The sequence below is a fragment of the Vreelandella subterranea genome (genome assembly GCF_900111305.1).
Lineage (GTDB): Bacteria > Pseudomonadota > Gammaproteobacteria > Pseudomonadales > Halomonadaceae > Vreelandella > Vreelandella subterranea.
Genome location: NZ_FOGS01000004.1, coordinates 204731 through 220379, shown reverse-complemented (window position 1 = coordinate 220379; position 15649 = coordinate 204731). Strand labels below are relative to the sequence as shown.

13 protein-coding genes are annotated in these 15649 nt (G+C 55.8%); 6 read left to right on the top strand and 7 right to left on the bottom strand.

Annotation, left to right across the window (positions count from 1 at the left end):
* Positions 1 to 2: 2 nt before the first annotated feature.
* The 3 genes from nirB (at position 3) to BMX75_RS07970 (ending at position 3952) form a co-directional block, all read left to right on the top strand.
* Positions 3 to 2510, top strand: a complete 2508-nt coding sequence (nirB, locus tag BMX75_RS07980; RefSeq protein WP_092826894.1) for a nitrite reductase large subunit NirB — start codon at positions 3 to 5, stop codon at positions 2508 to 2510.
* A gap of 47 nt (positions 2511 to 2557) precedes the next feature.
* On the top strand, positions 2558 to 2950 hold the full coding sequence (gene nirD, locus BMX75_RS07975; RefSeq protein WP_092826892.1) for a nitrite reductase small subunit NirD: 393 nt from the start codon (positions 2558 to 2560) through the stop codon (positions 2948 to 2950).
* Between the two features lie 69 nt (positions 2951 to 3019).
* Positions 3020 to 3952 carry a cation diffusion facilitator family transporter gene (locus BMX75_RS07970; protein ID WP_092826890.1) on the top strand — a complete coding sequence of 311 codons (933 nt, stop codon included), beginning with the start codon at positions 3020 to 3022 and terminating at the stop codon, positions 3950 to 3952.
* A 5-nt stretch (positions 3953 to 3957) separates the two neighbouring features.
* Here the strand turns inward: BMX75_RS07970 and BMX75_RS07965 are convergent, their stop codons facing one another.
* Positions 3958 to 5127, bottom strand: coding sequence for an MFS transporter (locus BMX75_RS07965; RefSeq protein WP_092826888.1), 1170 nt, complete (start codon positions 5125 to 5127; stop codon positions 3958 to 3960).
* Between the two features lie 137 nt (positions 5128 to 5264).
* Between BMX75_RS07965 and BMX75_RS07960 the strand changes: the two genes are divergently transcribed.
* On the top strand, positions 5265 to 6653 hold the full coding sequence (locus BMX75_RS07960; protein ID WP_092826886.1) for an aminotransferase-like domain-containing protein: 1389 nt from the start codon (positions 5265 to 5267) through the stop codon (positions 6651 to 6653).
* Positions 6654 to 6657: 4 nt separating this feature from the next.
* Here BMX75_RS07960 and BMX75_RS07955 read toward each other — a convergent pair whose 3' ends face one another.
* The gene (locus tag BMX75_RS07955) at positions 6658 to 8148 is read right to left on the bottom strand and encodes an alanine/glycine:cation symporter family protein (RefSeq protein ID WP_092826884.1); all 1491 of its coding nucleotides are present in this window, start codon (positions 8146 to 8148) and stop codon (positions 6658 to 6660) included.
* Positions 8149 to 8279: 131 nt separating this feature from the next.
* Positions 8280 to 9041 (bottom strand): metallophosphoesterase, encoded by a 762-nt coding sequence (locus BMX75_RS07950; RefSeq protein ID WP_092826882.1) that lies wholly within the window; start codon positions 9039 to 9041, stop codon positions 8280 to 8282.
* 142 nt (positions 9042 to 9183) lie between these two features.
* Here BMX75_RS07950 and BMX75_RS18045 point away from each other — a divergent pair, with 142 nt between their 5' ends.
* A complete protein-coding gene (locus tag BMX75_RS18045; protein ID WP_156524473.1) occupies positions 9184 to 9321 on the top strand; it encodes a hypothetical protein in 138 nt (45 codons plus the stop codon).
* Positions 9322 to 9715: 394 nt separating this feature from the next.
* On the opposite strand, the gene speG is transcribed toward BMX75_RS18045, so the two are convergent.
* Positions 9716 to 10270, bottom strand: a complete 555-nt coding sequence (gene speG / locus BMX75_RS07945) for a spermidine N1-acetyltransferase (protein ID WP_092826880.1) — start codon at positions 10268 to 10270, stop codon at positions 9716 to 9718.
* A gap of 114 nt (positions 10271 to 10384) precedes the next feature.
* Here speG and ltaE point away from each other — a divergent pair, with 114 nt between their 5' ends.
* On the top strand, positions 10385 to 11392 hold the full coding sequence (ltaE, locus tag BMX75_RS07940) for a low-specificity L-threonine aldolase (RefSeq protein ID WP_092826878.1): 1008 nt from the start codon (positions 10385 to 10387) through the stop codon (positions 11390 to 11392).
* Positions 11393 to 11395: 3 nt separating this feature from the next.
* Here ltaE and BMX75_RS07935 read toward each other — a convergent pair whose 3' ends face one another.
* The 3 genes from BMX75_RS07935 to BMX75_RS07925 all read right to left on the bottom strand — a co-directional run bounded on the left by BMX75_RS07935 (position 11396) and on the right by BMX75_RS07925 (position 15619).
* On the bottom strand, positions 11396 to 12001 hold the full coding sequence (locus tag BMX75_RS07935) for a LysE/ArgO family amino acid transporter (RefSeq protein WP_092826876.1): 606 nt from the start codon (positions 11999 to 12001) through the stop codon (positions 11396 to 11398).
* Between the two features lie 151 nt (positions 12002 to 12152).
* Complete coding sequence (locus BMX75_RS07930) at positions 12153 to 13037, bottom strand: ABC transporter substrate-binding protein (protein WP_139197155.1); 885 nt, start codon at positions 13035 to 13037, stop codon at positions 12153 to 12155.
* A 356-nt stretch (positions 13038 to 13393) separates the two neighbouring features.
* Positions 13394 to 15619 carry a TonB-dependent siderophore receptor gene (locus BMX75_RS07925; protein WP_281244529.1) on the bottom strand — a complete coding sequence of 742 codons (2226 nt, stop codon included), beginning with the start codon at positions 15617 to 15619 and terminating at the stop codon, positions 13394 to 13396.
* Positions 15620 to 15649: the final 30 nt, after the last annotated feature.

The following is a 15649-nucleotide window of genomic DNA, read 5'->3' as shown; positions in this document are numbered from 1 at the left end:
GCATGTCTACCCAACAGCAGCTCATTATTATTGGTAACGGCATGGTCGGCCACCACCTGGTCGAGCAACTGGTCGATAACGGCGCTCTTGAGCGCTACCAGGTCACCGTGTTTGGCGAAGAGCGTCACCGGGCCTATGATCGCGTCCACCTGTCGGAATATTTCAGCGGCCGCGATGCCGAGTCGCTCGCCCTGTGCGACGCCGACTACTACACCACCAGCGGCGTCACGCTGCGCACCGGCGAAGCCGTGATCGAGATCGACCGCGACCAGCAGGAAGTGGTGACCGATCAGGGCCGCTACCCCTACGACAAGCTGGTGCTGGCCACCGGCTCCTACCCCTTCGTGCCGCCGATTCCCGGCAACGACCGTGATGGCTGCCTTGTCTACCGCACCCTGGATGATCTGGACGACATTCGCGCGGCGGCGGAAAACGCCACCAACGGCGTGGTGGTCGGCGGCGGTCTGCTGGGCCTGGAGGCCGCCAACGCGCTGCGCGGCTTGAACCTGGATACTGCCGTGGTGGAGTTTGCCGGGCGGCTAATGCCCATGCAGGTTGACAATGAGGGCGGCGAATTGCTGCGCGAAAAAATCGAAGCGCTGGGCGTTCAGGTCCTTACCGAGCGCGCCACCCAGCGCATCGAGGACGGCGACGCGAGCCGTCACCGCATGGTCTTCCAGGACGACAAGGTGCTGGAAACCGACCTGATCGTGTTCTCGGCGGGCATTCGCCCCCGCGACCAGCTGGCCCGGGACTGCGACCTGGAGATCGGCGAGCGCGGCGGCGTGGTAGTCGACGACCAGTGCCGCACCAGCGACCCCGCCATCCTGGCGATCGGTGAAGTCGCCCTATGGAACCAGAGCATTTTCGGCCTGGTCGCCCCCGGCTACCAGATGGCCAAGGCGGCGCTCGCCACGCTGACCGACGGCGATACCCGCTTTAGCGGCGCAGACATGAGTACCAAGCTCAAACTGCTCGGCGTGGATGTGGGGTCGATTGGCGACGCCCACGGCAACCAGAACCCGGGGGCACGGATGTTCCGCTACCTCGACCCGCTGACTCAGGTGTACCGCAAGATGGTCGTCTCCAGCGACGGCAAGAAGCTGCTGGGCGCCATGCTGGTGGGCGATAACAGCGCCTACGACACCCTGCTGCAGTACTATTCAAACGGCATCGAGCTGCCTGAAGAACCCGCCTCGCTAATTCTGCCGCAAAGCAGTGGCGCCGCCCCGGCGCTGGGCCCTGGTGCGCTGCCGGAAACCGCCACCATCTGCTCCTGTCATAACGTTTCCAAGGGCGATATTTGCGCCACCATTGACGACGGCGCGGTCGATTTGGCGGGCGTGAAAGGCGCAACCAAGGCCAGCACCGGCTGTGGTGGCTGCACGGCACTGCTCAAAAGTGTCGTGGATCACGAGCTTGAAGCCCGCGGCGTGGAGGTCGACAAATCGATCTGCGAGCACTTCGCCCATACCCGCCAGGGGCTTTACGACATTGTGCGCGTGGAAGGCATCAAGACCTTCAGCGAGCTGATCGACAAGCACGGCAACCCCGAGACCCACCGTCTGGGCTGCGATATCTGCAAACCCGCCGTGGCCTCGATTCTCGCCTCCTGCTTCAACGAGCCGATCACCGACGCCGCCCATGTGCCACTGCAGGACACCAACGACACCTTCATGGCCAATATGCAGAAAAACGGCACCTACTCGGTGGTGCCGCGGGTTGCCGGTGGCGAAATCACCCCGGATAAACTGATCGTGCTTGGCGAAGTCGCCAAGAAATACGGCCTCTACTCCAAAGTTACCGGCGGGCAACGTATCGACCTGTTCGGTGCGCGCCTGGAAGACCTGCCGGATATCTGGGGCGAGCTGATCGAAGCCGGCTTTGAAACCGGCCACGCCTATGGCAAGTCGCTGCGTACGGTGAAATCCTGCGTCGGCAGCACCTGGTGCCGTTACGGCGTGCAGGACAGCGTCGGCATGGCCATCCAACTGGAGAACCGCTACAAGGGTCTACGCTCGCCCCACAAGATCAAGTTTGGCGTGTCCGGCTGCACCCGCGAGTGCGCCGAGGCCCAAAGCAAAGACATCGGCATCATTGCCACCGAAAACGGCTGGAACCTCTATGTGTGCGGCAACGGCGGCATGCGCCCGCGCCACGCTGAACTGTTCGCCACCGACCTGGACGACGAGCAGCTGTACCGGACCATCGACCGCTTCCTGATGTTCTATGTGCGCACCGCCGACCGCCTGCAGCGCACCTCGGTATGGCGGGAAAACCTCGAAGGCGGCCTGGATTACCTCAAAGAGGTGGTGCTTGAAGACAGCCTGGGCATTGGCGATGAACTCGAACGTCAGATGCAAACCGTCATCGACAACTACCAGTGCGAATGGGCGGATGCCATCAGCGATCCGGAAAAGCTCAAGCGCTTCAGAAGCTTCGTCAACGACGAGCGCCCGGATCCGTCGATCATCATGACCAGCGAGCGCGGCCAGCTACGGCCTGCTTAAGCGACGCTTTTCACTGAATAAACAATGATCAAACGACGAGGCATCCCATGACCGCAACGGCAATGAAAAAAGAGATGGATACAGTGAGTGTTGAAAACAGCAAGACCTGGCAAAAAGTCTGCAACAAGGCCGACCTGGTGGAATTTTCCGGGGTGGCCGCCTGGCTGGATAATGTGGAGCCCCCGGCCCAGGTGGCCATCTTCTACTTACCCGGCCATGGCAACGAGCTTTACGCCCTCGACCACCACGACCCGTTCTCCAACGCCAACGTCATCGCCCGGGGCATTGTCGGCGATCTAAAAGGCGCCCCGGTGGTCGCCTCGCCCATCTACAAACAGCACTTCCGCCTGGAAGATGGCCAGTGTTTGGAAGATGAAGACGTCAAACTGCGGACCTGGAAGGTCGAATTTAAAGGCGATGAGGTGTGGATTGAGGGGTAGCGCCACCCCTCGCTAACATGCGCTGCTGTTATACTGTCGCTTTTATCAAGCTCACAGGGCAGTGGCGCCATGAAAACCGAGTCTCATACCTTAACCTTTTCCGCCTTCATGGCGTTGCTGATCGGCTGTGCGGGCATTGCCGCCACGCTGGCATCCAATTCCCAGGCGATTCTGCTGGATGGACTCTTCAACCTGATCTATTTCGGTGTTGCGCTGGTCACCATCAAGGTCAGTCGCCTTGCCAGCCGCCCGGATAGCGAATCGTACCCGTTCGGCTACAGTTACTTCGAATCGCTGGTGAACCTGTGCAAGGGACTGCTGATTTTCGGTGTGTCGATATTCGCCCTGGTGGATGCCATTGCGGCATTGCTGACGGGCGGACGCGCCATTGCGGCTGGTATCGCCATCGCCTACGCCCTGTTCGCCACCGCCGCGTGCTCGCTGACGGCCTGGGTCATGCACCGCAGTCTGCGCTCGGTCAAAAGCCCACTGGTAGAAGCCGACAAGGCGAACTGGGTCGTCAACAGCGTGATTTCAGCGGCGGTTCTGGCTGCCTTTTGCCTGGTGCTTGTTTTTGAAAAACTGCAGTGGCAAAGCGTGCTCACCTATATCGACCCGCTGCTGGTCATTGCCGTTGTCGTCTTGTGCCTGGGTGTACCCGTCCGCATGGCCTCCCAGGCATTGAGGGAGTTGCTCAACAAAACGCCAGAAGAAGCCCTTGCGGAGCCGGTCCATCAGGCCGTGGGGCGTGCACTGGCAGACATCGACACTCACGAAGTACGCGTTCGCATGGTGCGCCCCGGCCGCCTGCTGTATGTCATCGTACATGTGGTATTGCCCGCCACCCCTGACGTTTCCATTGCCGACCAGGACAAGCTGCGGGCACAAGTCGATGAAGAGGTAAGGCGTTACTATTCGCCCGTGGTCTGCGATGTGGTATTCACCGCCGACACCCGCTGGGCGGCGCCCTCCTGCGGGCTGTTGGTCGAGAAGCACACTTAGGCAATCTATCCAGGCGATGGCGCTTTTCGCAGCATAACTAGCGTGATGATCACACCGCCTAACAGCGCTAGGCCAAATAGCGTTAACGCCAAGGTATGCCCCACAGCATCAATCAGCACCCCGGTGGTGATCACCGGGATACTGAAGCCCAAATAGGCCATGAGAAAGTAGCCTGCACTGGCTTGTTGGCTAGTCGACGTGCCCGCAATCGCCAACACACCGCTTAATCCCCCCAGGTAGATAAACCCATAACAGGCGCTACTGGCGGCCACCGTGCCCAGCAGTACTGCTGGGAGATATCCTTGAACGGCGCCCCAGGCGATCAGCCCGTAGGCCATCGGTAGAATCACCAGCCCCAGTTGAGTAGCGCTTCGCGGCGCCAGCCTTCTCGCCCAAGGCTGAAAAAGCACCCCACAGCTGCAGATACCGAAGGTAGCGAAGCCACTCCAGGCGGATAAGCTGTGCTGATTCAACGCCGAAGGGAGAATCGCGATGACTAGCCCCACCGTGGCCCATGCCAACATAATCGCCAGCCCAAAGGCGAAAGCTCCTCTAGGATAGCCAGGAAGACGCAGCATAGAACGTTTAGTGGGGCTCGGTGCGCGATCTTTAAGGGTGGTGACCACTACGAGTGCCAACGCAGCAATAGCAAGATAAAGCCACAGGCTGGGAGGTGATACGCTCGGCGTTTGGAAAACAAACAGGCTAGTCACCGCTGCCCCCAGGCCAAACCCAAGCGCGGTACTGGCAGTGACATAGTTGGTCGCCATGCGGTTATCCTGCCCATTCAACAGCACCTGCATATAAGCAGGCGCCACCGCAGATGTTAGCCCCGTGCTGATACCCAGCAACAAGCGGGCAACCCCCAGCGCCAGCAAACCGGGCGCTATCAGAGTCATCGCCGTGGCCAAGAGACATAACAGGAGCGCAGTAACGATCAGGGGCTTGCACCCCACGCGGTCAGCCAGACCATTTAACCCCAGCAGCACTGGCACAATACCCAACACATAGCAGGCAAAAGCGATGGTGGTGGCCCCAACGCCCAAGCCATCCCGCGCTGCCAGGGCATCGTAAAGCGGGGCCTGTAAGTTAACCGCCGTGGTAATCGTGCATAGCGCAAACGCCAGGCAGGCGGCACTTTTTCTATTAATCGTTGGGGTAGCAGCGCAGTTCATAGCCAAGTCCTAAATAAGCGAGTTGTTGAACCGCTAAGCTCGCACGCTTACCGCAAAGCGGTAAGGTACACTTCACCATCACTTTTCTGACACTGTTCCCCCCTTTTAGCGAACAGTTGTAAGCCATAGGACACGCTATGAAACTAGAGGTTAATCGGCACTCTTCCACGCCCATCGCGCAACAACTCGAAGCGAGTATGCGCGCCTGGATTGAAGCTCACGGTGCCGGTGGTGGCCGTCGTTTACCCTCTATTCGCCGCCTTGCGGCCACCCATAACATCAGCCGCAATGCGGTGATTGAAGCCTACGAGCGACTTGTCGCTTCTGGACTTGTGCGCTCACAACCCGGCTCAGGGTTTTACGTCGCGGATAACGCAGCAGCGCTGGTGTCGCCATCGACAACAAAGAGCGGTTTGGAAGAGGTCACCAACGGGCTATGGGGACTTTTTAGTGCGAATGAGCACACGCTAAAACTCGGCTGCGGCTGGCTGCCCAGCGACTGGCGCGAAGGCGACGACCTCACCCACGCCATTCGCCAGGTGGCACGTAAAAGCCGTTCAGGAATCTTCGAGTACAGCACGCCTCAAGGGCCCCAGGATTTACGCGGTTTGATCCAGGAACGCCTGCGCCCACTGGCGATTACCGCTGACGCCCAGCAGATTGTGATGACCGGCGGCGGCAGCCATTCGCTGGATTTGCTGGTAAGGATGCTGCTTGAACCCGGCGATGTGGTCTTTGTAGAGTCGCCAGGCTATTACAATCTGTTTGGTCTGCTGCACATACAGCGTATTCGCGTCATTGGCGTGCCGCGCCTGGCGGACGGGCCGGATATTGAACGCCTGGAGGCGTTGTTAGCCCAGCACCGCCCTAAGCTATTCTATATCAACAGCGTGTTTCATAACCCTACGGGCAGCACGCTCACCGCGGCGATTGCGCACCGAGTGTTACAGCTCGCCGAGCAGCACGATTTTCAGATTATTGAAGACGATATCTACGCGGATTTTCAGCACGCCCCCACCACGCGCCTGGCAGCGCTCGATGGATTGAACCGGGTGGTCTATCTGGGCAGCTTCTCGAAAAGTCTATCCTCTTCACTGCGAGTCGGCTTTATCGCCGCACCACCACCGTTGGTTCAGCGGTTGGTGGATATCAAGATGTTAACGAGCATTTCCGCTTCGCGCTTTGCGGAGCAGGTGGTCATCACCCTGCTGCAAAACGGCAGCTATCGGAAGCTTACCGAGCGGCTGCGCATCAAGCTGGCCAATCAAATGGCGATGGCCCTCACAATGCTTAAAAATGCCGACTGGGAGGTGTATACCCAACCGGCAGGCGGAATGTTTGTGTGGGCAAAACCACCGGCGGCCACCACACCTGAGACACTGAGCGAGCTGGCCAACCGCTGGGAAATCACCCTATCACCGGGACACTTATTCTTTGCAGATCAACAACCGACGCCCTGGCTGCGGCTCAACGTTGCCTATATGCAGGATCCCAGGGCGAAGGCGTTTATTGCAGCAGCGAATTAACCCCCTACCCTTCTTTGGCGTCTTTCACCGGCCATACATCGTCATCGACCAGCTCAGGGCGTTTGAGAACTGCTGGGTCAAAGCGTGGTTCCTTGATGCCATCCCGGTGCTGGCGCTCATAGTCCTTGAGCACTGATACGGCGATGGGCCCCATGATCAGGATCGCGAAGAGGTTGGTGGTGGCCATCAGTCCCATCGCCAGGTCGGCAAAGTCCCATACCACGCTAAGTTCAGCCACCGAGCCAATCAGGACCATGGCGATAATAATGACTTTAAAGACATTGACCGCTTTTTTTGCATGGCGACGGAATAGATACTCGATATTCACCGACGAAAACGAGAAGTTGGCCAGAATCGAGGTGAAGGCGAAGAAAAAGATCGCCAGGGCGATAAAGATTTCCCCAAAGCCGCCCAGGTGATCGACCATGGCATCCTGGGTCAGCTGAATGCCTTCGATGCTATCCCCCGCTGACTCAGACAGCAGCCGCTCGTATACCCCGGAAAGCAATATCACGACCGCCGTACAGCTACAGATCACGATGGTATCGACAAACACCCCGAATGACTGAACCAGTCCCTGAGCGGCCGGGTGTTTAACCGTCGCCTGGGCGGCGGCGTTGGGTGTCGACCCCATACCGGCCTCGTTGGAAAACAGCCCGCGCTTGATGCCGTTTTCCATCGCTGCCTTGATGGCATAGCCCGCGGCACCACCCACGGCTGGCCCCAACCCGAAGGCGCTCATCACAATCAGCGAAAGCATATCCGGTACAGCGGAGATGTTGGCGATCAGAATCCACAGCGCCACCAGCAGATAGGCAATGGCCATCACCGGCACGATTTTTTCGGCGGTACGCGCCACCGACTTGAGCCCGCCATAAATCACCAGGCCCGCCAGGATGGCAATCACCACACCGGATAGCCAATTGGGAATACCAAAGGCACCGTTCATCCCTTGGGCAATGGTGTTGGATTGCGCAGCGTTAAAGGCCAGGCCATAAGCAATAATCAGAAATACCGCGAACAACGAGCCCAGCCAGCGCCATCCCAGGCAACGTTCAATGTAGTAGGCAGGTCCGCCACGAAACACACCGTCTTCATTGCGATGCTTGTAGACCTGGGCCAGCGTGGATTCGATAAAAGCGGTCGCAAAGCCCACCAGCGCCGTCACCCACATCCAGAAAATTGCTCCCGGGCCGCCGATCCAAAGCGCCAGCGCCACCCCCGCCAGGTTACCCGTGCCGACACGGGCAGCCATCGATGTCGCAAATGCCTGGAAGCCGCTAACACCTTCGCCAGCACCGCGGGCCGTTACCGTGACCCGGGCCATGTGACCGAACAGGCGAAACTGCATGCCACGGGTGATAATCGTGAACCACACCCCCGCGCCCAGCAGCAGATACACCAGGATATAGCTCCAGATAAAGTCACTGACCGGCATCATGACGGCATAAAGTCCATCACGCAGCGGGCCTAATATCGATTCGAGGATTTCCATGGCCATGCTCTCCAGATTGCTGAATAACAGCGGGAAGTGCCTTACCCCGCAACGGGCGGTAGTCTAAATTCGCGCTCTTATTCGAGTCTAGCCAGTTTTTATCCTTGTCGCATCGTGGTCATTGCCGAGCCTTACAGGCCCACCACCCAATCTGGCTTAAACAGTGGCGGGCTGAACTCTTCAGGATAGCCACCGGGGTTAGCGACGACTCTTGTCCCCTTGCGCCACATATCGACTGGTTCATGGACATGACCGTGCACCCATAGATGCATTTGGCCCATAAGCTGTGGAAGGTGAGACGCAAATGCAGGCGAAAGCACATCGCCTGTGTACTGGGCAGGAATGCATTCACGCATTGGGGCATGGTGGCTAACCACGACCTTGGGCCCGTCAAACTGATCGTCGAGTGCTGCTGTCAGCCAGCTCAAGGCCTCTTGGTGCAGCGCTTTGCTTGCCTCGGGGGTCATGATGGTACCGGGTGCTGATTCGACAATACGGAAATCAGGCATATAGCGCTTCGCTTTTGCGACCGTGTCTTCTGGATTGCGCGTCGGGTTGTCTGCATACAGGGCAAAGTCTGTCCATAGCGTCGTGCCGTAAAAGCGCACGCCATTGAGGGTGACGGCACGGTTGTCCAGAAGCTCAATATCCAGTCGTTCGGCTTCAAGGGCCAATTCCTCACGCAACAACGGCAGGCAAGTGCCGTAAAACTCATGGTTGCCAGGTACATAGATAATCGGCGTGTCAGGAAAGTGCTGCCGGGCCCAGGCCAAGCCTTCGCATTGGCGGTGAATGTCACCGGCCAGCACCACGACATCGGCATCCACATCAGGCAGTTCTCGGTTACCGTCAAAAAACTCCAGATGCAGGTCCGATAAAATTCGCAACCGCATGCACTTACTCCTTTGTTAAATCAAGGCAAACCCAACACCGCCGTAACCCTTAGGGTATTGTCAATACGAACGTTTGAAAATGCTTTGCTGCGGTGCAACAAATCGCTATACTGTTCCTGTAGTCCGACTAGGAGGGCCACACATGTCTATATCCAATGTATTCTCGACGCGGGACAGTGAAGTACTCAATTTCTGGACACAGCGCGCTTACTGGCAACGCGCGGCTAGCGATGCCCTCGCGGATTATTGCGAGTCATTGACTTATTCCTTACCCCGTTAGACCAAAAGAGAATAACCGAAGCCGAGCCTTTGCTCGGCTTTTTTCATTTTGTGAAAAGCGTTTTCACCCAATGACATAGGCTGTTGACGTCATAATTGTAAGAATATGCTTACAAATGTAAGCCAAAGACTACGTATTAAGTACTAGATTGCGGGTTAAAAAGCTCTTAATATCGTTTTTCCGCTAACAATGTTGCGCAGCAGCAAGCGGTTATCTCTATAACAACACGTTTCTACTCGCCACTCAGGAGTCAACGCCATGACGTTATCACTTAACGGGTCCAACGTTGATGTTCTCGACGTATGGGCCTCGCGCGCCGAGAAACAGCGCGCTGCGTTTGATGCCATCGCGGCTTATCTACGCTAGTGACCAACGCCTCTTGATGAGGCGTTTTTTACAGCCCCAAAAGATCTGAGCTGTCGGTATCGGTCAATTGGGCCAGGAAAGCTTCCTGCAGGATATACATCCGCTTTACGTCGCGGTATTTGCCATTGATGAAAAACTCCTGCACCAGATGGCCCTCCTCCACAAAGCCGCTCTGCTGATACAGGTGGATCGCTTTGATGTTCTCCACCGCCACGATCAGAAATATCTTGTGTAAATTCAAGATGGTAAAGGAATAATGCAGCGCCTGGTGAATCAAGGTGCGAGCAAAGCCTTTGCCTTGATAGTCCGGCGCAATAATGATCTGAAACTCCGCGCTACGGTGGATGTAGTTAATTTCAATTAACTCGACCAGACCGATGGCATGACCGCTATTATCTTCGGCCACGAAACGCCGCTCGGCATTGTCATGGATATGCTTGTTGTACAGTTCCTCCAGTTCGTCAAAAGACTCATAAGGCTCTTCAAACCAGTACGACATGATGCTCTGGTTGTTATTGAGCTGATGAACAAAACGTAGGTCGTTACGCTCCAGGGCGCGGAGTTTAAGGTCAGGTGCTGCCATGATTAACGTCTTCTCCGGGTCTTTACGCTAGCGTAGCGCTTTTCGCGCTTGTACGGCATGCAGTATGCTCAAGAAAATGTTGTCGTCATTAATCCCGCCGCTCAGGAGATGCTCATGATTGATTTACGCAGTGACACGGTGACCCGCCCCACGCCCGCTATGCGTGACGCCATGATGACCGCGCCAGTCGGCGATGATGTGTGGGGTGATGACCCGACCGTGAATGCCTTTCAGGAAAATCTGGCCGAGCAAACTGGCAAAGAGGCGGCACTACTGTTCCCCAGCGGCACGCAAAGCAACCTGGTAGCCTTGATGGCCCACTGCGAGCGCGGCGATGAATACATTGTGGGGCAATCGGCCCACACCTACCGCTATGAAGGCGGCGGCGCAGCGGTTTTGGGCAGCATCCAGCCACAGCCCATCGAGAACGCAGCCGATGGTTCGCTGCCGCTGGAAAAAATAAGCGCCGCTATTAAAGCCGACGATTTTCACTTTGCGCGCACAAAGTTACTGGCGCTGGAGAACACCATTGGCGGCAAAGTGCTGCCCGCAGACTACGTATTGAAAGCCACCGAACTGGCTCGGGAGCGCGGGCTGGCAACGCACCTGGACGGCGCCCGGCTCTTCAATGCTGCTGTCGCGACCAACACCTCACTCAAGCAGCTGTGCCTGCCGTTTGATAGCGTGTCGCTATGCTTTTCAAAAGGCATGGGCACCCCTGTTGGCTCGGCCTTGGTGGGCTCGCAAGCCCTGATCGACCGCGCCCGTCGCTGGCGGAAAGTCGTTGGTGGCGGCATGCGCCAGTCAGGCATTATCGCTGCCGCCTGCCAGTATGCGTTGGATCATCATGTGACTGACCTGGCCGACGACCACCGCCGTGCAGCGCGCCTGGCAGAAGGTTTGGCGAGGTTGCCGGGCGTCGAGATTACCTCCCAGGCAACTAACATGGTATTCGCGCACTTTCCCGACGAACACGTTCAGCCGCTCTCCGCCTGGCTCAAAGAGCACGGCATTTTGATTGAACTACTCTACGCCACGCGGTTCGTCGCGCATCGCGATATCAGCGATGAAGATATCGACAAGGTTATCGCGGTGATGGAGGCGTATTTTAGTCGCCATTGATGACTAGCTGGCATTAAGTGCGAGATGCACGGCAATCCCGGCCATCATCAAACCAATCAGGCCATCGATAGTGCGCCACGCGATGGGCTTTGAAAGCCAAGGCGAAAGCGCGGCACCGCCCCAGGCCAGCAGGCTAAACCAGAGTATGGAGGCGGTAGAGGCCCCCGCCACAAACACACCGGCGCTCTCCTGCTGGGCACCGATGGTGGGTATCAGCAGCAGCGTGTCCAGGTAGACCTGAGGATTGAGCACGGTCACGGCAAGGGTCGCGAAAATCACTTTGGTTAAACTGCGCGCCTTGCCCGCTTCCGCGTTCAGCCCCTGCCGCCCGCTAACGGCTCTAAACAACGCCTGCGCCGCCAGCCAGCTTAAGAACACCACACCCACCCAGCGCATGACCTCCATAGCGCTGGGCATCGTCAGCAAGAAGGCGCTCACCCCAAACATCCCCGCCGTGAGCAGGATGATATCCGCGCTTATGCAAAGTCCCGCCGACCACCAGTGATACTCCCGGCGAATCGCCAGCCCCAGAATGTAGGCGTTCTGCGCCCCAATCGCCATGATAATCCCGCCGCACACCACCAGTCCGGTGATATAACTTTCCATCATTGCCCCGCTCCCAGCGTCAGAATTAGCGTCGTGTTGATTGATCTGGCACTAAGATAACGGGCAGCACTGATAACTAAAAATCATCCTGCTAATAGGTCATTAATTTTTCTTATATTATAGCCGTTTATCAAGGCTGGAAAAGCATAGCGAATCAATGAATAGTGGCGGGGTAAGGATCAGGGCCTTCCAATGCCTCAACCAGAGCCTCGGCGAAACGGAGGGCGGACGGGTGAACGCCGGCTATCCAAAAAGTAGATGGTAAAACGACATAATCGCTTCGCTGCACACTGGGAAGATAACGCCACATACCACTAGTTTCGATATTGTTTTCTATACCTATTGGGAATGCACTTTCGAGGACAACCAGTCTCGCTTCTTCCACATTAAAAAGCTCCCTGATGCTTACCATAGAATACCCCCACTGATTGGTTTTTTCTGTCCATGCATTGCTTAAATCCAATTTATGAAGCACACCCTGAAACATACTGTTGCTGCCATACACGCGGGCATATTGCTCAGTGACTAGTTGGACAATAAGCAGTGGGGGCTGAGGGCCTACGTTGCTTTTCAAGGTGTCGAGATGGGATCGAGTGTCTGACACTAGCTGTTCGGCGTTTGTTCGTTGATTGACTGACGTACCAACTTCAAGGGTAAAATCCTCAAGGGTTTCCCAAAAACCGTCACTTCTGTCACTAACATAAGGGTAGGATTCGAGAATAGTGATAGGTGCAATGCCATTTAGTCTTTGGCCTAGGCGAGTCTGACTAGGCGAAAGAAGTATTCTCTCAGGTGAAAGGTGATGGAGCAGTTCCATATTTGGGAAAGTCTGTGTCCCAATATCGGTGATATTAGCATCTTTATATTCACCTCCAGTCCATGTGTGGAAAGCAGTAATATTACCCAGCGATGCGGAACCAGGTTCAAGCGAGAGAACTGTTTCTGCAATCGACCAATCAAATACTGAGATGGGCGAGGCCGCTTTAGCTGCCATTGATGAGTTGGCTATTAGCGAAAAGCATATGACATAAGCGGTCAAGCGCCAGTTCCTGGTGATGAAGCAGAATGGGTTCACTTCAGGCCCCTTCTTAAACTATAGTCTGATGCTTTTATAGAAATGCCATGCCTTTATTGGCTGTCTATAGACTTTAATTTTTGATGACAAAGAGTATTCAGATGATCTTTTAGAAATCATACTCCACTGTCATCATGAAGTTTCGAGGTGCGCCGTAATAATTATGCTTTGTAGCCCCCCTAACGGTAGAGTAATACTCTTTGTCTGTTAGGTTATTGCCATTCAATGAAACATCCAAATTCTCATTGACGCGATAGCCGAGCATGGCAGAAACAGTGGTATACCCCCCCCTGTTCAATACGTGTATCACCACTTTCAGCTTAAATACTGCTTACAGTATTTACGCCAGCGCCAATACGCCAGCCTTGATCAGGCACGTCGCTAAATCGATAACGTGACCATAGGTTGAAATTATGCTCAGGTGTGTCAGGCGAGAGTGTGAGCCCTTCTGAACTAGCATCCCTTACGAACTCAGTTTGGGTATAGGCATACCCTGCGCTGATATCCCAGCGGGGTAGCAGTTGGCCGCTGACTTCGAGCTCGAAACCTTCGCTCTTGGCCTCGCCGATGGGAATTGAAAAGCCTGGGTTATTTGGATCTGTATAGGCGCGGTTAGTGTCTTCAATACGGAAAACCGCAGCGTGCCAGTTCAAGTTACCCTCAGCGTGTGACCCCTTAATACCGGCCTCGTATTGCTCACCCTCTCTTGGCTTAATAGGTTCGCCATCAGTTCCTACAGCCGTTTGCGGCGCAAAAATACCAGTATAGCTTGTATATAAGTTGAGCTCTTCGTTGAGGCGATAGATCAATCCTGCATAGGGTATAAATTCGATGCCATCATCCCCGGACGTTTCACCACCAAGAAAGTTATTGGTTTCCCACCAATTGATACGGCCACCAAGCGCAAGTGTAAAATCATCTAACATATTGGACCGAAGCTGACCGTAGGAAGCATGTTGTTCGATATTAAGTTCTGTTCTCCCAGGGGTGCCGTCAAAATCTGGTTCTGTGCGGTTATGGATTGGGTCGTAAAGATTCTGGGGAAGATATTGAGGAGCACCGTAGACCCACTCATTGCTTACTTCACTGTTTTGATAGCTGGCACCAAAGACAGCTTCATGGCTCGCCCCAGCCAATTGAAAAGGAGAGCTAACCTGTGTCTCTATATAATCGTCTTTCTTCTCTAGATCCCATGCGATCTGACGAATTCCAAAATCACCTGTACCTTTATCAGCAGTGAGAACTCCTTCACTACTTTTTCTCAAATTTGCATCACGGTTCAGGCGATTAGCCTTAAAGGTTATTTCGCCACCGTTAGCTAGGCGATGCTCAAGTTCTATAAAATAGCGTTGCGCATCTCCTGTCTGCTTATCCCAGTCGGATCCAAGATAGGTCGAGCGGTCTACGTTGGGCAGAGTGCCATCACTGTATGCCGGTAATCCAGAATGAGGACGAAACTCTTCTTCTTGTACAGTAACACCCATTGAAAGTGTCGTTTCGGAGGATAAGTCAAACTCAAGCGTGCCATAGCCGATTTGGTTCTCTGAGTAAACGCGATCAATAAAAGAGTCTCTGTCGTCGTAGACACCAACGAAACGTCCCCGCACTCGTCCCTTGTTATCAAGCGAACCGGTAACATCGGCAACACCCCGGTAAGCATTATCTGTACCGGCAGAATGGGAAACAGAGGCTTGGCTTTCAGCTAGCGCGCGTTTACGTACCAAGTTGATGGTGCCGCTAGGTTCACCGGATCCATGGAGAATTCCCGCAGGGCCGCGCAACACTTCAATACGATCTAGCAAAGCCGTATCGAATACTCCAGCGCTTTCCCAGGCGCTGCCCACATCCTGAACTGGACTGCCATCCATGAGAAAAGAATCAATATTATAGCCACGAGCCTTGATTGTGTACTGGTTTCCCCCGTATTCGTTCACCGTGACGCCCGTAACGTTACGCATGGCCTCGGCCAGTGAGGTAGTCCCTTGATCATCCAGACGTTCCCGCGTTACGACGCTGACGGACTGCGGCGTTTCCTTAACTGACTGTGAACCCAAGCCGATAGTAGCGCTTTCACTTGTATAGGAATTACTGTTCTCGGTCATGCCGTAGGGCAGACGCGCTCCTGTCACCTCAACCGTCGACAGCGCCACACCATTTGGCCGCTCTTCCAACCGATAAGTACCATCCCCCTCCCTTACGGCCCTAAGGCTGGTGCCATTCAGCAGCCGTTCCAGCCCTTCACCAACGCTGTACTGGCCCTGTACCCCTTGACTTTGGCGCCCTTGCCCCAATTCGCCAGCGCCGCTGATAAAAACACCCGCTTCAGCGGCGAAGCGGTTGAGCACCGTGCTGACCGGGCCCGCGGGGATATCGTACTGGCGAGTTTGCTGCTGGGCGGTTTGCGCCATGGCGGGCAACGACAACAGCGGCGTGGCTAGCAAACCAGCGGCGGCGAGGTGTACCGCCAGCGCGAGGGCGCGGCGACGCCGTGGAAACGGACGGGTGGCGGTAGGCGATGGATGTAACGCAGTGCGTTGTTGCGGCATTTCGATTCCCCTTGCAGATGGTTTTTGGCT

Coding starts and splice junctions, on each gene's coding strand:
- nirB (WP_092826894.1), top strand. CDS start 3: ATGTCTACCCAACAGCAGCTCATTATTATTGGTAACGGCATGGTCGGC.
- nirD (WP_092826892.1), top strand. CDS start 2,558: ATGACCGCAACGGCAATGAAAAAAGAGATGGATACAGTGAGTGTTGAA.
- BMX75_RS07970 (WP_092826890.1), top strand. CDS start 3,020: ATGAAAACCGAGTCTCATACCTTAACCTTTTCCGCCTTCATGGCGTTG.
- BMX75_RS07965 (WP_092826888.1), bottom strand. CDS start 5,127: ATGAACTGCGCTGCTACCCCAACGATTAATAGAAAAAGTGCCGCCTGC.
- BMX75_RS07960 (WP_092826886.1), top strand. CDS start 5,265: ATGAAACTAGAGGTTAATCGGCACTCTTCCACGCCCATCGCGCAACAA.
- BMX75_RS07955 (WP_092826884.1), bottom strand. CDS start 8,148: ATGGAAATCCTCGAATCGATATTAGGCCCGCTGCGTGATGGACTTTAT.
- BMX75_RS07950 (WP_092826882.1), bottom strand. CDS start 9,041: ATGCGGTTGCGAATTTTATCGGACCTGCATCTGGAGTTTTTTGACGGT.
- BMX75_RS18045 (WP_156524473.1), top strand. CDS start 9,184: ATGTCTATATCCAATGTATTCTCGACGCGGGACAGTGAAGTACTCAAT.
- speG (WP_092826880.1), bottom strand. CDS start 10,270: ATGGCAGCACCTGACCTTAAACTCCGCGCCCTGGAGCGTAACGACCTA.
- ltaE (WP_092826878.1), top strand. CDS start 10,385: ATGATTGATTTACGCAGTGACACGGTGACCCGCCCCACGCCCGCTATG.
- BMX75_RS07935 (WP_092826876.1), bottom strand. CDS start 12,001: ATGATGGAAAGTTATATCACCGGACTGGTGGTGTGCGGCGGGATTATC.
- BMX75_RS07925 (WP_281244529.1), bottom strand. CDS start 15,619: ATGCCGCAACAACGCACTGCGTTACATCCATCGCCTACCGCCACCCGT.